Here is a 17,475-nt window from a genome sequence, read left to right on the forward strand (position 1 = left end):
ATTCGCTGCTCTACACCATCTTCCGGTTTCGCCCTTGTGGCACTCGACGAGCCGAAGATTTCAAATTCATGAGCGAACAAGCGTTGCGCCTGGCGCGTTCGCGACGGGCATCTTGATACCCCATGGGTAGGTCGCTGGCGATCCATTCTCATATTGATAGACGGTGAGTGCCGGCAGATTGCGCTTGTCGTAGCTGCGGCCGAAGCTGATCACCACGCTGGTCGGCGCAACAAGCACAAGGTGAACTTGCCGGACATTAGTCGCACAAAGCTGGCGCGCCAAGTCGAAGAATTGCTGCGCCCATGCCGCCTGTTTCGCCGCTGACCAATGATGATCGATTGTCGGAGCAGGTAGCCCTAGCCGAATGACCGGCAGGCCTGGGAAGCGATGTGCGATAGCAACCCGATCCTCCGGGTAAGACACCGAGACCGCGACCACAACTTCGCTGGCATCACCGACCGTCTCGAGCCCGGTCAGCACCAATCGCTCGCCGTCGTCTGGTTCGTCGAGACCGCGCCAGCATTCTTGGGCCCGATCCCAGTCCAGCAGGGTCACACGGCCCTCATCATCTAGAAGAACCCCCATCAGAAAGGCGAACGGCACCGCGGCCATGCCGCCGGCAACGACCGTGAGGTCGCGACGGTCCCGGCCTGTCGAGTTCTGATGGATCATGTGCGGTAGGCTCTCGAGCCTGGCCAACGCCTGCTCGGGCGAAAGCAAAACGCCGTCCGCACCCTGCCGGATATCGAGTAGGAGTGAGACGCGCCGGTCCATAATCCCCGTGGGGACCGCGGAGATGAGCGGTTGTCCACTCATGTCCCGTAGCCCTCGCAGCTCGATCGCCAGCACTTGCTTGCGGCTCTCGCGTCGCAGATCGACAATCAGCCATAGTGCTCCACCGATAATCATTAGGGAGGCGAGCGTGAGGACAAGCGCCAAAACAAAGGCCGGTATGCCGGCACCGGAATCGAAGGACACATCAATCCGGCCGTTCTCGGTCGGGATGCCAACCGTCAGCGCGAACCCGGCAAAGGTCGCGAGGATCAGCGTCACGCCCCATTTGATGAGCCGCATGCCCGGCAGCGGGCGCAGGAAGATGAAATCGATCCAGGAGCGAATGAAATAGTCGAAATGCTTTTTCACGTCTGGTTCCCCTTCGCGCCGTCGATGATCTCGATCGGCTCCGGTGGCGCGCCGCGCTGGAACAGCGTCGCCGACAACAACAGCCGCCGCCACCAAGCCGTGCGCACGATCAGCAGCATGGCGAAGGGAATATCGCGCTCCCCCTCGACAAGATCTTGCATCGATGCGAGGTCGGTGGAGCTCGGAATGGGTAAATGGTTTGGGTGCGAATGCCATTCGCCGAGATAGTTGAACCGCGCGAAATCCGACGCGGTTTCCTCGTAGAATCGGTCGAGCGCGCAGTGGTGATGTTCGACCGATCGCACGAAATGAGCAGCGCTACCCGTCACTTCATCAATCGTAAAGTCGGCGAGCCTGAAATGGCCGGCCTCCACCTGTTCGGCCATGAGGATACCGCCGATCTCGCGCCGTCGCGCCTTGGCCAGCGCCTGGCGCATACGTGCGCGGAGCGGCTGCGTGAACTCAACCTTCATCCGCGGCCTCCTCGGCCTTGGGGAAAAACTCTCGCAGCAAACCGCCCAACTCGTCTCGCGCATTCTCGTCGGCGTCCGGACCCCATTGCCCCTCGGGCACAAGGTCGATCGGATAAGTGTCGAATGGCGCTGCGAAGATCCACTCACGCGCCATCCCGATTGCATAGGCCGAATTCGGAAGGGTGGTCGCGCCACCTTTGAGCAAGTCGATCGCCATGCGTCCGGCGTGAGCGGCGATGACTGAGACATCCGCGTCGTCGGCGATCAGCGGTGGCTTTTCTGCATCGATCTGCAGGCTGTATTGCTCGCCATCGCCACCGGTCCAGGGAATGCCATTGTCGTCGCACCAACGCAGTATCTGCCGCCGCGCAGCGTACGGCGGCGGATCGAGATCGGGGCGCGAGCGTGCGATCATGCCCCCAATGCCGCCGGCAAAGACTTCAGCCCAGATCAACGGCTTCCGTTCGGCACATGCCACCGCGCCACAAAGGTTGAAGATCTGCGCGTCTGCTGTCGCGTCGATGATCAGATCGCACTGGCCAATTTGCTGCAGCGCCGAGTCGGTCGATGCAGAACTTTCCTGTCCGCCGAGCAGCAATCGTCTTACGATCGTCTTGGTGGACGGATTGATGTCGCGGAGCCGCGCCGCCAGCGCATCAGGTTTATTGAGGCCGACCGCGCGCCAGTCGAGTTCATTGCGCACCAGATTGCCCGGTAGCAGCAGATCGCCATCGACCAGCACCAGCGTGCCGACGCCTGCACGGGTAAGGGTTGCCGCGATCTTCGATCCTACCGATCCGCAACCGACGATCGCGACGGATCGGTCCGCAAGCACCCCGTGCTCGGCAGACAGGCGTTGCTCGTTCGCCGGCGCGACGATCGTGCGGTAGACATAGACATCGCGGCTGCCGGTGCCCTGCGCGAGCGAATAGAGCCGCGCCGTCCCGCGATGAACCAGCAGCAGCGGCATCTCGGCGTCGGAAGCTGTCATGCGCTCCAGCGCCGGGGCGAAGTTCAGCGTGGTCAGAATGGTGTTCAGAAAGGCGTAGCTGCCTTCGAACGGGACGTTAGTTTCGTCGGGGAGCCGGACGGCAAATCCCTCGCGCGTGCGCGGCTCCGTGAGCGGCGGCGCGGCGGCCCATATAGGCGGGGCGTCGGGCGATCCCAGCCGGCGTGGATGCGCAAGCCAATGTTTCGCGAACCAATGTTCATCGAGCGTGAAAGGCTGAGCTTGCAAGAGCGGCTGCTCCACAAGGATATCCAGCAAGGCCGTGTTGAGGATCAGGCGCAGCTTGGTGTTGCGCACCTCCTGCGCGACAGTCTGGCGATGGGCGCTGGCGACATCGGCGACCTCACCATCTGAGGGACTTTCGCCCGACAGCAGCCGATAAGCGCTTCCGATCATCATCGCGCCCGTGAACTGCGGTTCCCAATTGTCGGGACGATATTCGAGGCAGAGCTCGCCCCCTGCGCCATATTGGTGACCCGAGATTCTCGCGCCGTCGCGGGGCGTCACCTGCGGCGGCACCGCCGGGAAAAAGTGCGGATAGGTCAGGCTGAGCGGGTAGCTGGCACCGAGATGGACGATGTCGAAATCCGCGACGAACTGGAGATCGTCGGTCAGCCGCCACTTGGCGGACTGGAGCCAGTCGGCTTCTTCAGCCAGCTCGGCGATCGCCTGCCGTTCGGCGCGGGCGCGGGACGGCAGATCGGTCCACCAGATCACGCAAAGCCTTGCGGCTTGGTCGGCGTGCGCGCGGTGTTGCTAAAGCTTGGGGTCGACAGCGCACCGGCGGCCGCCGCCGTCGCCCCGCGGAGCAGCCCAGCGGGCTTGCTGGCGCTCCGATCGGCTGCGCGCTTGGCCAGCTCCTGCCCGAGATGCGGCGACAGCGAGTCAGTGATTGAGTGTCGATCGGCAAGGCTCGCTGCATGGGCGAAGTCCCGCTGCGCCTGGCGCAGCCACGCATAGAAAGCCCGTTCACGCTCGGGGAATTCGGCCCATTTGTCGGCAAAATTCTCGAGCGGGTCACTCGGATTCGCGATCACTGCACGACCGCGCGTGTCACGCGCGATATAGGCTTCCATTCCGCTCAGAATCGACAGCAGCGCGTCGGCGATCTCTTCCTCGCCCTGATAGGCATGCGCCGCGAGCGTGGTGATGATGATCGAGATCGGACAGCAGTTGAGCTCATCCTTTACATACATGATATCGCGGTGCCGCTTCAGGATCATGATCGAGGATTGCAGCGGCGTGCGCACCTTATAGTCCGGGATCGCCTCGACGCTGGCCTTGACTGCATCGGCCATGGCGCGGCGGCGCTTCTCGAGCACGACGCGCATGCGGCTCTTGAACCAATCGAGATAGCCCTTGGGGTTCGAGCGTGGCCAATCGTGGGTGATCTGCTGATAGTCCAGCCGCTCGTTATCGGTGATCGCGATCGCGGTTGCCGCCCGGCTGGCGTCGAGACCCTTGCTATCGAGCAGGATGCGAACGTCCTGCGCATTGGGCAGTGCGGGCACGACGTCCATATGAAACTGCGCGCCATCAGCATAGTTGAGGGTCCAGCACCGGCGCCCCTCGCGGAGCGGCTTGGCCATCGCCTGAGAGCGGCGATAACCCTCCATTTCCGCGCCGACCAGTGCCTTGAGCGTCTCCTGTGAGAGTTGCGGCTTGCTGAGCGCCTTCAGTTCGCAAACTGCATCGACGTCATATTCCTCGTCGGCATGCAGCGGCTTGATTACCGTTCCGAGACCGAAGGAGCCTTGGACATACACGGCGGGATCATAGTCACGCAGCGTCGAGGCAGGACGATTGAACCATCGACCGAGCGACTGATAGCTCTCCTCCGCCTGCTCGTAGCGCGTATCGCTGATCTCGAGCTCATCGGCAAGCGCATCGAGATAGGTCTTGGCAATCGAGGTGGCTCTGGTCGCCATGAAATAACCCCCAAATAATATCGCCGGGCTATTCGCCCGCTATTGCCCCCGTGGGACGACAATGTAGTTACGCAGCATTAACGATCAAGATTTGTCGGAAAAAGGTGCGCGAGAACATGCGATCGGGCGGGTCGCGCTAGCCTCGCCGCAATAGGTGCAGGGCCGGCTCGAACCGCTTGCCCATCGCGATCAGCCCAGAAGAATTCCGGCGTAGTGGGCTCGGACGGCATAGGTATACCGGCTCATACGCTCAGGCCTCCTGCGCGCTTACTTTGCTGTTGGTTGTCTGGCGCCGCGGAACATTCCACTTCTTCCTTGAACTTACGTTCGCGGAAGGTCTCGGTCACGAAATCAATGAAGGATACAGCAGCCCCCACCGCGAGCCGGGCGTGACGCGGCTGCAAGCCGCGATGCTGGCCGTCGCGACCATGGCCTGAGCCATAGAGGCTACGCAGCTCGGCAAGATACTGCGTGAGCGCCGACAGGTTGCGCAAAATCAGCCTAATGGTCTCTGCGCCTCGGGCTGCGTCGGTAATGTCATCGGGGACCAGCCCTAATTCCTTAGCCACCAGCTTGGTGAGTGCTGGAAGATCGGCGCTGGCTGAATAGCTGATCCCGCGCTTGGTCAGGACGGATTTGCAACAGCTCTCGACCAGCTCCTTAGCCGTACCGATCGCCAACGCCGGATCTCGATCAACCGCATTTTCGAGCCGCTCGATCTCGCGGTGCATCCAAGCGGCGTCGAGCGCGTCAGCGACAGTCCGCGCCCGCATCACCGACCTGCCGCCCAACTCGCCGATGGCCTTTGCAACAAACCGCGGCCGCCCAGCAATCTTCTCGACCTCGACCAGCATCCAGCCTTCGGGCCGCAGCTGGTCGTTGAAGTTGCGAACCATATCCAGCGCTTGATTGCGGTCTGGCCGCACGACCGGGTGGACCATCTCGGCAAGAAAAGCGAGGAAACGGTCAGCCGGCCCGTCGATCAGATCGAAACGCTTGTCCTCGAAAATCCAATCGTCTTCCCAGTCGTTATTGTTCCAGCGGTGCTGCCAGATATCGCCCGCAGCATCCTTGTACCGTGAGTCATGCGACGGCAGTGTCTCTAGATCCCAAAGCCGCTGCAGGAATTCGACATCGTCCAGCGATCCCATCCAAGCGATGTTGTCGACCTTGAGACCGTCAATGATGTTGCGGCGTGCTCGGCGCGAGACGTTCGCAGGCGCCGAACGCCAGTCGGGACGCGCTTGAATGCGCGGCCTGATCGATGCGCTGAACCAGATATCTCCGTCGCGCTCATATACGGCCTTCACCCGCGCCGTAATCTGCTCCTCCAGCGTAGCGCGCTTTGCGCCTAGACGGCCGTAGTGCGCTGGGTCGATCGACAGAAAGAGCGTATAGATCGGCGTCCCGCCGTTCCAATTGTCCCAGCCCGTCTCTGTTGTCTCGCAATCGGCTTCGCGCAGCAATTCGGCTGCTTCGGTCATGCCTTCGGCGGCCAGCATCGCCTCCACCGCCGCCAGATGCGCCTCGTCGTCCTGGCCTTCCACGTCACCACTCCTTCGATCCTCATTTGTTTACACGGAACGAAGATGGAACGAAAGTAACATCGGTGCATGTGGGGTGCGAGGCTGCGGCCTCGTCGGCAGGCTGCGGCCTGGAAGCCTGCGCTGTTGATATGGTCAGGTTAACCGATGATTATGGGGCATGAGCCCCTCCGCACAGACGTCAATCTTCTATCTCGACGAGAGCGGCAACAGTGGCGATCTCACGCGGTCGGGCCGAGACATGGACTTTGGCGGCCAGGAAATCTTTGTTTTGGCCAGCATCGGCACAGACGATCCCGATGCCCTTGCCCGGGAGCTGGAGCACTTACGCTACCATCACCGCGTCCAAGCGGTAGAGCTGAAATCCTCGGCGCTCAAGAACAAGCCGGCGCTGGTTGGCGACCTGCTTGCTTTCCTGCGGCTGCACGAGCTGCCGCTTCTCTTGGAGGTGGTCGACAAAAGATTCATGATCGCCGCCAACATGATCAACAATCTCGTGCTACCCGCAGTTGGCGCGTGCGACGTCACACCTGAGGCACAATGGTTTCGGAACGAACTTGCCGAGTATTTGCACGCACAGGCGTCGCCGAGCGTGATCGCTGCTTATGTGGCCGCGTGCGATGCGCCCTCGGCAGCGAGCATCGTCCGCGCATTCGACACGCTGCTCGATTGGCTCGATGAGCGGAAAGCTGGCGACGAGCGGGCGGAAGCCATGCGCTTCTTCACTCGTGACAGTCTCAGCGATTTCATGACCGCTGGCCCAGAAACGGAAACGGCTCAGCTCCGCTGCCTTCCGCCACCCGATTTGGGGAAGAAAGGCCAGTCGATCTGGATGTTGCCGAATTTGACTTCGCTCACCAACGTATATGCCCGGATCAATCGTTATCGGCGACGCCGGCTGGCGGACGTCATCATCGTGCATGACGAGCAGGCGCATTTCGATGAAATTTTGGCTGATGCCAAGGCGCTCGCCGAGCGGCTGGCCGCCGAAGGGGCGGCGATGCCAGCGCGTTTCGCCGACTATCATTTCGTCGAACAGGCTACCTTGCGCTTCGCCAGTTCCGGCGCCACTTCGGGTATCCAAGCGGCCGACATCATCGCTGGCTTCCTGATGCGCTATGTAAAGTCGGTACTCCATGGCCTGGCCACGCCCGACCCGGTGGTACAAGACGTCTTCGATGCGCTGATGGATTTCACGGACCCGGCGCAGGGGCTTGGCGTCAATTTTGTTCTGGCCCGCCACGATGTCGTTAGGCTTGGAGTGCGGCCGCTGTGAGCAACTCGGACACCCCGGATAGGGTCTGCAGTTCGATCGTCTGCATTATCGTGACCTCTCACCGAACGCCGCCATTCCGCTACCGGCCAGGAGATGCAAAACCCACTGTGTGAATGAACGGCCGGTTTCGACGACCATGCAAGGCGCTGTTAACGGCGGGTTTGTTGGCGGCACTTGCCAGTCCGCTGGCCGGCTTTGCATTGGTCGCTTCCGACCAGGGTCGGTCGTCTAGGTTTGCTCGATCAACGTCCCGTCTCGACGGAAGCTGCCGCCCGGGCTGATCCAAGAAGACAATCGGCAACGTGCCAGAAACGGCCGGCGGCGGGGTGCGTCACCGCGTGAGGTCTGCGATAGCCGGGACAGCAGCGTCCGTATAACGTCACAGGTGATCGGGCGGTTGTTCGACGACCATGCTTTTGTTACGTTTGCTGCGTCGACTCTTGGTGGCACTTCAGACTCTGCGGCTTCGGGGCGGGTCGAAAATTCCAAATCGGTCCGATCTAGCCAGCCATCGCTCCAAGGGGCGTCGCCGGCGCAGCGTTCGAAGGCGGCAGCGCCAAACCCCGGCTAATCTCGGCCGCGAACGCTTTGGAAACGACCACTCTTCGAGTGAGTGGAAAAGAGGATGAGTGACCTTGGTGAAAGCCACGCGCCATCTGGCGCGATGCCCGGCCTGCCTTATGAGCGGCGCCGCGCAAGGGACGAGATCGCGCAGCGCCTGGCCGCGATCGTCGAGCCCTCCGACGACGCCATTCTGGCGAAAGATCTGGATGGAACCGTCACGAGCTGGAACAGGGGAGCGGAACGGTTGTTCGGCTATCGCGCCGCCGAGATCGTCGGAAAGTCGGTCATGCTTCTCCTGCCAGATGATCGGCAGGACGACGAGGCACCGATCCTGGCACGGCTGCGCCGAGGCGAGCGCGTCCGTCATTATGAAACGGTCAGGCGCCGCAAGGACGGGAGTCTAATAGACATCTCGCTCAGCGTATCACCGTTGCGCGAAGCGAGCGGCAGGGTCATCGGCGCGTCCACGATCGCGCGCGACATTACGGAGCGCAAGCAAGCCGAGGAGCGGCAACGCTTGTTGCTGCGTGAGATGGACCACCGGATGAAGAACCTGTTCGCGCTTGCGGGCAGCCTCGTCGGCATGAGCGTGCGCGATGCTGCAAGCCCACAGGAACTGGCCTCCATCGTCCAGGAGCGTTTGAGCGCGCTGGCGCGTGCGCACGCTCTCACAATGCCGAAGGACTCCGCTGCCGGCAGTAACGATTCGGTTAGGCTCCACGTATTGCTTCGGACGATTTTGGCACCTTACGAGGGTGCTGGCGGTGGCGATGACCGGCTGCGAATCAACGGCGATGATGTGACGTTGCCCGGAAACGCGATGACCACGATCGCACTCATCCTCCACGAACTGGCTACCAATGCCGCGAAATACGGCGCGTTGTCGTCACCATCGGGCACCGTCACCGTCGAATGCGTCGCGAAAAAAGATACGCTTGCTTTGATCTGGGATGAGCGCGGCGGCCCGCGGAGCGATGAGCCGGGGGAAGATGGATTCGGCAGCTTGCTTGGGCGCCTGGCCAGCGGACAGCTTGGCGGCACCATCGAGCGCGAGTGGCGGCCAGAGGGATTGCGTGTCACCCTGACGATTCTACGTGATCGCCTGAGATGACGCTCTCAAAGCAGCTGGACTTCCCGGTCTAAGACCCGCTTCCACCGGGTAAGCTTACACCGGCTATATGCTCGACGACCTGGCGCGCAGCGCGCGATGGCGCGGCCAGGCCGATGCCGACATTACCGCCATTGGGGCCGATGATCGCGCTGTTCACGCCGACCGCTTCGCCACGCATGTTGATCAAGGGGCCGCCCGAGTTCCCCGGGTTGATCGGCGCATCGGTCTGGATGTAGCGAGCGCCGCCGTCGGGCGAGCCGCGCAGCCCGCTGACGATTCTCGCCGTGACGGTCTGCCCCACCTCGAACGGGTTGCCGATGGCGACCACATAGTCACCGACCTGCGTCTTGTCCGAGTCACCCAACGGAAGCTGTTTCAGCCCGCGAGCTGGAATGCGCAGCACGGCGATGTCGGACCGCGGATCGCTGCCGAGAAACTCGGCTTCGACCTGCCGATCACCAATGCCAACGGCAATGGCGCGGGCATTCTCGACGACATGGTGGTTGGTGACAACCAGACCGCGCGCGGCATCGACCACGAACCCGGAGCCCGCCGAGATCCGCGGCGCCAGTGCCTCGTCGGGCACGCCGAGGAAGAAGCGATAATAAGGATCGCGCAGCAGCGGGTTCTGCGCATAGGGCGACGCCTGCAGCACCGCGATGTTTACCACAGCGGGCGCAACACGCTCGACAAGCGGTGCGACCGTCAGCCGATTAAGCGGGACGGCGTCGACGGAAACCTGTGCGCTTTCCGCCCCAATCACCATGTCACGGTCGGAGTTGAGCCAAGCCACCCCCACGCCGCCGGCCACACCCGAGGCCAGGCCGATCGCTGCCAGCAAGGCCAGCCAGCCGCGCGGCGGACAGAAGCCCGGTCCATGTGGGCTCACGGGCGACCATCCTCCCACTCGAGCGGGTCTGCGACCGCTGCGTCGGCGGTTTCGATGATCTCGCACAGTCGCGACACGATTGGGGACATCGGATGCGGTAGCGCCGGAAAGTCCAGCGGATCGCCGCGTGCCCGGGCGACCGCCTCGATCAGATCCGCCCGATCACCGCCGACCTCCAATATCTCGACGATAAAGTGATCCTCCAGCGAACCGGCGATTGCGATCACGTCTTCGCGCGTCATGCCGTCTCTCCTTTCGTTTCCTCCGGCCGCTGGCGCAGCCGCAGCCCGAAGCCGATCAGGACCACACCGGCGATGACAGCATAGATCGCGATCGCCCATGCGACCGACAGGATCGTGGCGGGCGGATTCATATAAAGCGCCACCGGCACCGCAATCCCGAGCAATAGGGAGAGCACGCCCGAAAGCGCGAGCAGCCACTCGCCCTCGATCTCCTTGCGCAGGCGGATCGCGGCGGCGATCTCCAGCACTCCGGTGAGGATGGCCCAGGCGCTCAGCACCGACAGTGTCGCCAGAGCATAGCTGGCTGTCGCCACAAAGGGCATCAGCACGAACAAGACCGCGACCGCGAGGCCGATGATGCCGCGCAGGATCAGCGTCCACCAGCGCTCTTCCTTTCGAGTGGCGCCGCGCACGCCAGCGATCGTCGAGAGTAGGCCATCGGCGCCGGCATAGGCGGCGAACACCATGGTGAAGGCGAACAGGGCGCTTACAGGAAACAGGAACGCGACCACGCCTAAGGTCAACGCGAGGACGCCACGAACGACAAACCATCCCCAGTTGTGGTTGAGCAGCGGAACGCCGGTGCGGGCGTCGCTGCCCGCACCGGCATGGGGAACCGTGGCCGATATGCTCGTCATAGCTTGGCCTCCTTCGTCACTCCTCACGCTGCCCGAACAGGCTCAGCAGCAGCTGGAACAGGTTGATAAGATTGAGATAGAGCGACAGCGCGCCCATCACGGCCAACTTGTCCGCCCGCTCGGTTCCAGCATAGGCCAGATACTCGCTCTTCAGGCGCTGGGTGTCCCAAGCGGTGAGCCCCGTAAACACCAGCACGCCGGCGATCGAGAAGACTAGCTGGAGCATCGAGGACCCGATGAACAGGTTGACGAGGCTGGCGATGACCACGCCGATCAACCCGACCATCAGGAAGGTGGACCAACGCGAAAGGTCGACGTTGGTCGTATAGCCCCACAGGCTCATGCCCGCGAACACCGCCGCTGCGCTGAAGAAGGCGAGCGCGATGCTGGTGCCGGTGAAGACGAGGAAGATGCTCGCCATCGACACGCCCATCACAGCTGCGAAGGCATAGAAAGCGGTTCGCGCTTGCGTGGTCGTCATCCGCTCGACGCGGAACGAGAAGAACAGCACGAACGCCAAAGGTGCGAAGATGGCCACCCACTTCAGCGGCGTACCGAAGATCGGCTGGTAAAGCGCGGGCGTGCTCGCGACCAGCAGCGCGACGAGCGCCGTGATACCGAGGCCCAGCGCCATGTTGCGATAGACGCCGAGCATGTGCCGGCGAAGGCCTTCATCATAGATGGCTGCGCCGCCGGCGCGCGCCGGCGAAGGGGGCGGATAGGTGATAGGGTCAAAATGTCTGTTCATGCCTCACTCCATTGATCTTCAAGTCAATGAGGCACTCGGCCGGCTTCACGTTGAAGCTGCGCGATCCTGCACCGAGCGCACTCGATGCGGTCCGACATCGCGGAGGCTTTGCAGCCGCCGCCAGAGGGGCCCGGTCCGCAGGCAAGATCTTGTAACCGCTTCTGTAAATTCAAGAGCACGCGCGGGCAAAAAGTGTGTGCGCAAAAACCTCTTGAAAGCCCTCGATGCCTACCTAGATTTTTGTTGCCGGACGCCGTTCGGGTCCGGTTGGACATAGAGAGCGTCGGCTCTCCGTTTACCGGCGCCTCTCATGCCCAGATCGCTTCATAGGAGGATTTGGAAATGAGAACTAACTTTGATTTCGCGCCCTATCGGCGCTCGACCGTAGGCTTCGATCGCCTGTTCAACCTGCTCGAAGCAGGCGCGCGTGAAGACGATGGCTATCCGCCCTTCGACATCCTGAAGGATGGCGAGGACAGCTATCGCATCACGCTGGCAGTCGCCGGCTTTCGCCCCGAAGACATCGAGGTGGTGGCGCAGCAGAACCAGCTCACCGTCACCGGCAAACGCGCCGAGGATAACGGCAAGGGCGACTATCTGCATCGCGGTATCGCCGCGCGCGCCTTCGAGCGGCGCTTCCAGCTCGCTGACTTCGTGGAAGCCGGCAATGCCAGCTTTGAGAACGGCCTGCTGAGCATCGCGCTCAAGCGTGTCGTCCCCGAGGCGATGAAGCCGCGCCGGATCGAGATCGGCGGCAGCAATGCTGCCCAGGATCAGATCGAGGCGCCCAAGGACAAGGTCCGCGAAGCGGCTTGATCCTTGGTTTAACTGGTTTGCCGGCGCCGCACTCTGCGGGCCGGCAGGCCTTTACCCTTCCAGCCAGAAAAGGAGATGACCATCATGGCTTTTCGTGATCTCATTCCCTGGAGCCGGCAGGAAAACCGGCTCCCTGTCCCGGTCAGTGCCGAGCGCGGCCGCGACAATGATACCCACCCGCTGCTCTCGCTCCATCGCGAGGTGAACCGACTGTTCGACGACGTCTTCCGCGGCTTCGGCGTGCCCGCCTTCGCCGGCCTCGACCGCGCTGCCGGTTGGCCCCATGTGGAGCTCGGCGAGACCGACAAGGAGATCCGCGTCACGGCGGAACTGCCGGGTCTCGACGAGAAGGACGTGGAGATTACCGTCGAAGACGGTGCGCTAACGCTTCGCGGCGAGAAGCGGTCCGAGGTCGAAGACAAGGATCGTGGCTATAGCGAGCGCAGCTACGGCCGCTTTGAACGGCGTATCGGACTGCCCAAGGGGGTCGACCGTGACCAGGCGAACGCGACGTTCAGGAACGGCGTGTTGACGGTCACCCTGCCCAAGACGGAGGCGGCGAACGAAAATGTCCGCCGCATCCCGGTCAATGGCAAGGCGGCGTGACGGTCTGGCCCGGAACCTCGGTTCCGGGCCATTCGCCAACGACAATCACACCGGGCCTGACCCGTCCAGCGCGCTGCCACGCGAGGCCTGTGCCATGATAGAGCCGGTGCTGCCGGCCACTAATCAAGGCGGACGAGGCCGGCGCGAACAGTGGAAGGTTCGCTTCGCGCCTCGCTGGCGGCCAGTGGCGGATCCACTAACCGGATGGACCGGCGGCGGCGATCCGCTCGAGACGATCGAGCTGCGCTTTCCCAACTTGGAGGCGGCGGCGAACTATTGCCAGCGGCAAGGATTGCGTTTCTCAGTCCATGGAGAGGCGCGTCGCCAGCGCCCGCTTCACGCTTACCTGCCCGCGGCGCCCGCTCCAGTGCTGTGCTGCTCGCCGACAGGTCCGCATGCGCGTTGCTGCGGTGCCTATCCGATCGCTGCGGCAGAGCGTGATTGTCATCCAAGGTTCAGCGTGGCCGGTTAGATCTCTCACCCACCAAACCAGCAACGAAAGGACGAATGATGCGAAAATTGCTTCGTACAGCCGTCTTGGCCGGCGCGGCGGCAATCGCCACCGCGGGGACGGCTATCGCGGCCGCAAACCACAACCGGGTCATGACTATCGACTTGCCCGACGGCTCGCTTGCCCGGATCGAGTACCAGGGCGATGTGGCGCCCAAGGTCACCGTTGAGCCGGCGATGAGGTTCGCGCCGGTGCGATTTGCCGATCCGGCGATAACCGCGCCGTTCGCGCTGTTCGACCGGATCGCCGCCGACATGGATCGGCAGATGGATGCGATGTTCCGCCAGGCGCGGATGCTCGAAGCGGCGGCGGCCAGAGGCGCAACGCCCGACCGGGCCGCCTTCGGCACCCTGCCGGCAGGAACCGTGAGCTATCGCTTCGTCTCTACCAGCACCGGAAACGGTACTTGCAGCCGCAGCATCCAGGTAACGTCGCTCGGCGCGGACCAGCAGCCAAAGGTCGTTTCGAGTAGTTCCGGTGACTGCGGCGCACCGTCACGCGGGCCGGTTCAAGCCGTTGCCGATCATGGCAAGCTGGCATCACCAGCGAAGACCATTTGAGCGATGGCCCGGGAGAAGCAATTTCTCCCGGGCCTTTCACGATTCACCCGCGCTGCCGATGGGATGCCCGATCCAGCGCGGCGAGGACCCGGTCGATCACGCCGGCGCTGCTCGCCGCCTTGGGAAGCTCGCGGCGCGCGAAGTGCTGCAGCCGGTCGACGTCGCGCTGCGGCAGGCGGAGCTCGATCGGCATTGCTCCGAGACGATCGGGCGCGATCCGCTGCGCGGCCTTGCCTGAGCGCAGAAAATGATCGAGCAGCCGCTTGCGATCGGCAAAGCTCCAGCCCAGCGCCTCCAGTTCCTCGGGCGGCACCGACAGGAGCGCGAGCGCGAACTCCATGATGTCGTCGAATGGCAAGGCAATGCGGACGCGGCGGCCGCCGCGTTCGCGCCACTTTCGCAGCGGCCCCCTCGTCATTGCATCCTGATCACGCCATCGACGGCGCGCCACTCGGTCGGACGAACGAGCTGGTCGTGCGCGATTTGCACCGAGTGGAGCGCCGCCTCGATCTCGCGCCGCCAATGATCGAGGAAGTCGAACAGCACCGGGAAATCGGGCGCAAGATCATACTCCTGCCAAACGTACAGCTGCAGTAGTGAAGGGGCGTCCGGCCGGTAGTAGTGCACTTCGGCGGTGGTTAGCCCATATCCCTGCAGCTGAGCGAGGAAAGCGCGATCCCTCATTGAAGCCGACTACCCGAATCCCTGCCTTCGTCGAGCGAGCGCATGGCGGCGAGCACTTCATCGATCGGTACGGCGCGTTTTGCGCCCGGGGGTTTGCGAAGCGCCGGCTTGTCTCGCACGGCAGATCGATCCGATGCCCAGGATGCGAGGATGGCACGCTTCACTTCGGGTTCCAAATCCGGATGCCGCGCAACATCAAAGGGGTGAAGAAAACGTGCGTAGGGCTGCGACATGGCCAAAACTCCTTTCCTTGTGTCGCTCCTTTCGTTGATGCGGGACAGACCCGCACCGGAGAATTTTGGTTCCGTTCCGAGTCTCGTCAAGAGGCAAGTTGGACCCGATTGGCACTCCAACGCCAAGAGTGCCAAAAAATTTCATTCCGCCTCTTGAACGGAAAAATCGGTTTTCCTAGCTCAGCGAAACCTGTCGTTCGGATGAACGGCAGGGTTGTCACATCATGTTTTGCATCTGGAGCTTTTGCCATGCATTTCCGCCCCTTGCACGACCGTGTGGTCGTCCGTCGCATCGACGCCGAGGAGAAGACCTCGGGCGGCATCATCATCCCTGACACCGCCAAGGAAAAACCGCAGGAAGGCGAGGTTGTCGCCGTCGGGCCGGGCGCCCGCGACGACAACGGCACGCTCGTCGAACTGTCAGTGAAGGCCGGTGATCGGATCCTGTTCGGCAAATGGTCGGGCACCGAGGTCAAGATCGATGGCGAGGATCTGCTCATCATGAAGGAGAGCGATATCCTTGGCGTGATCGACAACGTCGTGCCGCTCAAGCAGGCGGCCTGATCGACCGCCCTCATCCCTCGAACATTCAGGAAGGACATAGAAAGGAGTAGCAGCGATGGCTGCAAAGGAAGTCAAATTTGCATCGGACGCGCGTGACCGCATGCTGCGCGGCGTCGATACGCTCGCGAACGCGGTCAAGGCGACGCTTGGCCCCAAGGGCCGCAACGTCGTCATCGAGAAGAGCTTCGGCGCCCCCCGCATCACCAAGGACGGCGTCACCGTCGCCAAGGAAATCGAACTTGCCGACAAGTTCGAGAATATGGGCGCGCAGATGCTGCGCGAGGTCGCAAGCAAGCAGAACGATAAGGCCGGCGACGGCACCACCACAGCGACCGTGCTCGCCCAGGCGATCGTGCGCGAAGGCTCGAAGGCCGTCGCTGCGGGCATGAACCCGATGGACATCAAGCGCGGCATCGATCTGGCGGTGACCACCGTCGTCGCCGACCTCGAAGCCCATGCCAGGAAGGTGAGCGCCAATAGCGAGATCGCGCAGGTCGCGACAATCTCGGCCAATGGCGACGAGGAAGTGGGCCGAATCCTTGCCGAGGCAATGGAGAAGGTCGGCAATGAGGGCGTGATCACGGTCGAGGAGGCCAAGAGCCTCGCGACCGAGCTCGAGACCGTCGAGGGTATGCAGTTCGACCGCGGCTACCTCTCGCCGTACTTCATCACCAATGCCGAGAAGCTCAAGGTGGAACTGGATGATCCGTACATCCTGATCCACGAGAAGAAGCTGTCGAACCTGCAGGCCCTCGTGCCGCTGCTCGAGAAGGTCGTCCAATCGGGCCGCCCGCTGCTGATCATCGCCGAGGATGTGGAGGGCGAGGCCCTGGCGACCTTGGTCGTCAACAAGCTGCGCGGCGGCCTCAAGATCGCGGCGGTCAAGGCGCCGGGCTTCGGCGATCGCCGCAAGGCGATGCTCGAGGATATCGCCGTCCTCACCGGTGGCAATGTCGTCAGTGAGGAGCTCGGCACCAAGCTCGAGAACGTGACGATCGGCATGCTCGGCCGCGCCAAGAAAGTCACGATCGACAAGGACAACACCACGATCATCGACGGCGTCGGTACCAAGGCCGACATCGACGGCCGCGTCGCGCAGATCCGCCAGCAGATCGAGACGACCACCAGCGATTATGACCGCGAGAAGCTGCAGGAACGGCTCGCCAAGCTTGCCGGCGGTGTCGCGGTGATCCGCGTCGGCGGTGCGACCGAAGTCGAGGTCAAGGAGAAGAAAGACCGGGTCGACGATGCGCTGCATGCCACCCGCGCCGCGGTCGAAGAGGGCATCCTGCCCGGCGGCGGCGTGTCGTTGCTGCGCGCGCTCAAGGCCTTGGATGGCCTCAAGGCCGCGAATGACGACCAGCAGTCGGGCATCGACATCGTCCGCCGGGCGCTACGCGCCCCCGCCCGACAGATCGCCGAGAACGCCGGCGAGGACGGCGCCTGGATCGTCGGCAAGCTGCTCGAGAGCGACGACTACAACTGGGGCTTCAACGCAGCGTCCGGCGAGTACCAGGATCTCGTCCAGGCCGGTGTGATCGACCCGGCCAAGGTCGTGCGTACCGCGCTGCAGGACGCGGCCTCTGTCGCCTCGCTCCTCATCACTACCGAGGCCCTCGTCGCCGAAGTGCCGAAAGAGGAAAAGGCCGCGCCGATGCCGGCGATGGACTACTGACGTGAGACGGGGAGCCCGATACTCGGGCTCCCCGGAGCTTAAGAGCTTAAGAGCGACAAGTCCCTTTCTATTATTCTTCGATGCCGGTCAGGCAACTGCTGGATGTCGGCTCCTGGCAACAGCTGTCGGTCGACTTATTGCTGTGGGACGGCGGCTCTGTCCCAGACCAAGTCTTTCATCCTTCTCAAATGCGTGATGAACGAAAGGCAGGAATCGATCACGGCAATCTGAAACTCGAATGTCTGGAATGTTGGCGGGTAC

At 62.8% G+C, this 17,475-nt stretch carries 20 protein-coding genes; 8 read left to right on the forward strand and 12 right to left on the reverse strand.

Going from position 1 to position 17,475, the window contains the following annotated elements:
- Positions 1-66 precede the first annotated feature (66 nt).
- The 5 genes from LDB26_RS18700 to LDB26_RS18720 all read right to left on the reverse strand — a co-directional run bounded on the left by LDB26_RS18700 (position 67) and on the right by LDB26_RS18720 (position 6,055).
- Positions 67-1,143 carry an SAVED domain-containing protein gene (locus LDB26_RS18700; protein WP_062061437.1) on the reverse strand — a complete coding sequence of 359 codons (1,077 nt, stop codon included), beginning with the start codon at positions 1,141-1,143 and terminating at the stop codon, positions 67-69.
- Positions 1,140-1,616 (reverse strand): Mov34/MPN/PAD-1 family protein, encoded by a 477-nt coding sequence (locus LDB26_RS18705; protein WP_062062617.1) that lies wholly within the window; start codon positions 1,614-1,616, stop codon positions 1,140-1,142. Before LDB26_RS18705 ends, LDB26_RS18700 begins: the two co-directional genes overlap by 4 nt.
- Positions 1,606-3,342 carry a ThiF family adenylyltransferase gene (locus LDB26_RS18710; RefSeq protein ID WP_062062620.1) on the reverse strand — a complete coding sequence of 579 codons (1,737 nt, stop codon included), beginning with the start codon at positions 3,340-3,342 and terminating at the stop codon, positions 1,606-1,608. Before LDB26_RS18710 ends, LDB26_RS18705 begins: the two co-directional genes overlap by 11 nt.
- Positions 3,339-4,553: a nucleotidyltransferase gene (locus tag LDB26_RS18715; protein WP_062062623.1), complete on the reverse strand. Its 1,215-nt coding sequence runs from the start codon at positions 4,551-4,553 to the stop codon at positions 3,339-3,341. The genes LDB26_RS18710 and LDB26_RS18715 overlap by 4 nt, the downstream gene beginning before the upstream one ends.
- Positions 4,554-4,795: 242 nt before the next feature.
- Entirely contained in the window at positions 4,796-6,055 is a 1,260-nt protein-coding gene (locus tag LDB26_RS18720; protein ID WP_257539509.1) for an abortive infection family protein, read from the reverse strand.
- 202 nt (positions 6,056-6,257) lie between these two features.
- On the opposite strand from LDB26_RS18720, the gene LDB26_RS18725 reads away from it, so the two are divergent.
- Positions 6,258-7,373, forward strand: coding sequence for a DUF3800 domain-containing protein (locus tag LDB26_RS18725; protein WP_062062630.1), 1,116 nt, complete (start codon positions 6,258-6,260; stop codon positions 7,371-7,373).
- 625 nt (positions 7,374-7,998) lie between these two features.
- Entirely contained in the window at positions 7,999-9,048 is a 1,050-nt protein-coding gene (locus LDB26_RS18730; protein WP_257539510.1) for a PAS domain S-box protein, read from the forward strand.
- Between the two features lie 28 nt (positions 9,049-9,076).
- On the opposite strand, the gene LDB26_RS18735 is transcribed toward LDB26_RS18730, so the two are convergent.
- Genes LDB26_RS18735 through LDB26_RS18750 form a run of 4 tightly spaced genes read right to left on the reverse strand, consistent with a single transcriptional unit; the run spans position 9,077 to position 11,472 of the window.
- A complete protein-coding gene (locus LDB26_RS18735; protein WP_257539511.1) occupies positions 9,077-9,937 on the reverse strand; it encodes a trypsin-like peptidase domain-containing protein in 861 nt (286 codons plus the stop codon).
- A complete protein-coding gene (locus LDB26_RS18740) occupies positions 9,934-10,179 on the reverse strand; it encodes a hypothetical protein (RefSeq protein ID WP_257539512.1) in 246 nt (81 codons plus the stop codon). The genes LDB26_RS18735 and LDB26_RS18740 overlap by 4 nt, the downstream gene beginning before the upstream one ends.
- Entirely contained in the window at positions 10,176-10,817 is a 642-nt protein-coding gene (locus LDB26_RS18745; RefSeq protein WP_257539513.1) for an HdeD family acid-resistance protein, read from the reverse strand. The genes LDB26_RS18740 and LDB26_RS18745 overlap by 4 nt, the downstream gene beginning before the upstream one ends.
- Before the next feature lie 16 nt (positions 10,818-10,833).
- The gene (locus LDB26_RS18750; RefSeq protein WP_156415324.1) at positions 10,834-11,472 is read right to left on the reverse strand and encodes a Bax inhibitor-1/YccA family protein; all 639 of its coding nucleotides are present in this window, start codon (positions 11,470-11,472) and stop codon (positions 10,834-10,836) included.
- 435 nt (positions 11,473-11,907) lie between these two features.
- Here LDB26_RS18750 and LDB26_RS18755 point away from each other — a divergent pair, with 435 nt between their 5' ends.
- The 4 genes from LDB26_RS18755 (at position 11,908) to LDB26_RS18770 (ending at position 14,058) form a co-directional block, all read left to right on the forward strand.
- Complete coding sequence (locus LDB26_RS18755) at positions 11,908-12,381, forward strand: Hsp20 family protein (RefSeq protein ID WP_062061360.1); 474 nt, start codon at positions 11,908-11,910, stop codon at positions 12,379-12,381.
- An 84-nt stretch (positions 12,382-12,465) separates the two neighbouring features.
- Complete coding sequence (locus LDB26_RS18760) at positions 12,466-12,987, forward strand: Hsp20/alpha crystallin family protein (RefSeq protein WP_062068276.1); 522 nt, start codon at positions 12,466-12,468, stop codon at positions 12,985-12,987.
- Between the two features lie 94 nt (positions 12,988-13,081).
- Positions 13,082-13,459, forward strand: coding sequence for an NADH dehydrogenase ubiquinone Fe-S protein 4 (locus tag LDB26_RS18765; protein ID WP_231746454.1), 378 nt, complete (start codon positions 13,082-13,084; stop codon positions 13,457-13,459).
- Between the two features lie 65 nt (positions 13,460-13,524).
- Positions 13,525-14,058 carry a hypothetical protein gene (locus tag LDB26_RS18770; RefSeq protein WP_257539514.1) on the forward strand — a complete coding sequence of 178 codons (534 nt, stop codon included), beginning with the start codon at positions 13,525-13,527 and terminating at the stop codon, positions 14,056-14,058.
- 43 nt (positions 14,059-14,101) lie between these two features.
- On the opposite strand, the gene LDB26_RS18775 is transcribed toward LDB26_RS18770, so the two are convergent.
- From LDB26_RS18775 to LDB26_RS18785, 3 genes are read right to left on the reverse strand one after another with little or no spacing between them, the layout of a single operon-like run.
- Positions 14,102-14,476 (reverse strand): hypothetical protein, encoded by a 375-nt coding sequence (locus LDB26_RS18775; RefSeq protein WP_062061351.1) that lies wholly within the window; start codon positions 14,474-14,476, stop codon positions 14,102-14,104.
- Complete coding sequence (locus tag LDB26_RS18780; RefSeq protein WP_062061348.1) at positions 14,473-14,742, reverse strand: usg protein; 270 nt, start codon at positions 14,740-14,742, stop codon at positions 14,473-14,475. Before LDB26_RS18780 ends, LDB26_RS18775 begins: the two co-directional genes overlap by 4 nt.
- Positions 14,739-14,975 carry a hypothetical protein gene (locus LDB26_RS18785; protein WP_062061345.1) on the reverse strand — a complete coding sequence of 79 codons (237 nt, stop codon included), beginning with the start codon at positions 14,973-14,975 and terminating at the stop codon, positions 14,739-14,741. The genes LDB26_RS18780 and LDB26_RS18785 overlap by 4 nt, the downstream gene beginning before the upstream one ends.
- A gap of 249 nt (positions 14,976-15,224) precedes the next feature.
- Here LDB26_RS18785 and groES point away from each other — a divergent pair, with 249 nt between their 5' ends.
- Complete coding sequence (gene groES, locus LDB26_RS18790; RefSeq protein WP_072596869.1) at positions 15,225-15,539, forward strand: co-chaperone GroES; 315 nt, start codon at positions 15,225-15,227, stop codon at positions 15,537-15,539.
- Between the two features lie 55 nt (positions 15,540-15,594).
- Positions 15,595-17,214, forward strand: a complete 1,620-nt coding sequence (gene groL / locus LDB26_RS18795; RefSeq protein WP_062061339.1) for a chaperonin GroEL — start codon at positions 15,595-15,597, stop codon at positions 17,212-17,214.
- Positions 17,215-17,475 lie beyond the last annotated feature (261 nt).

It is taken from the genome of Sphingobium sp. CFD-1 (assembly GCF_024611115.1).
Lineage (GTDB): Bacteria > Pseudomonadota > Alphaproteobacteria > Sphingomonadales > Sphingomonadaceae > Sphingobium > Sphingobium baderi_A.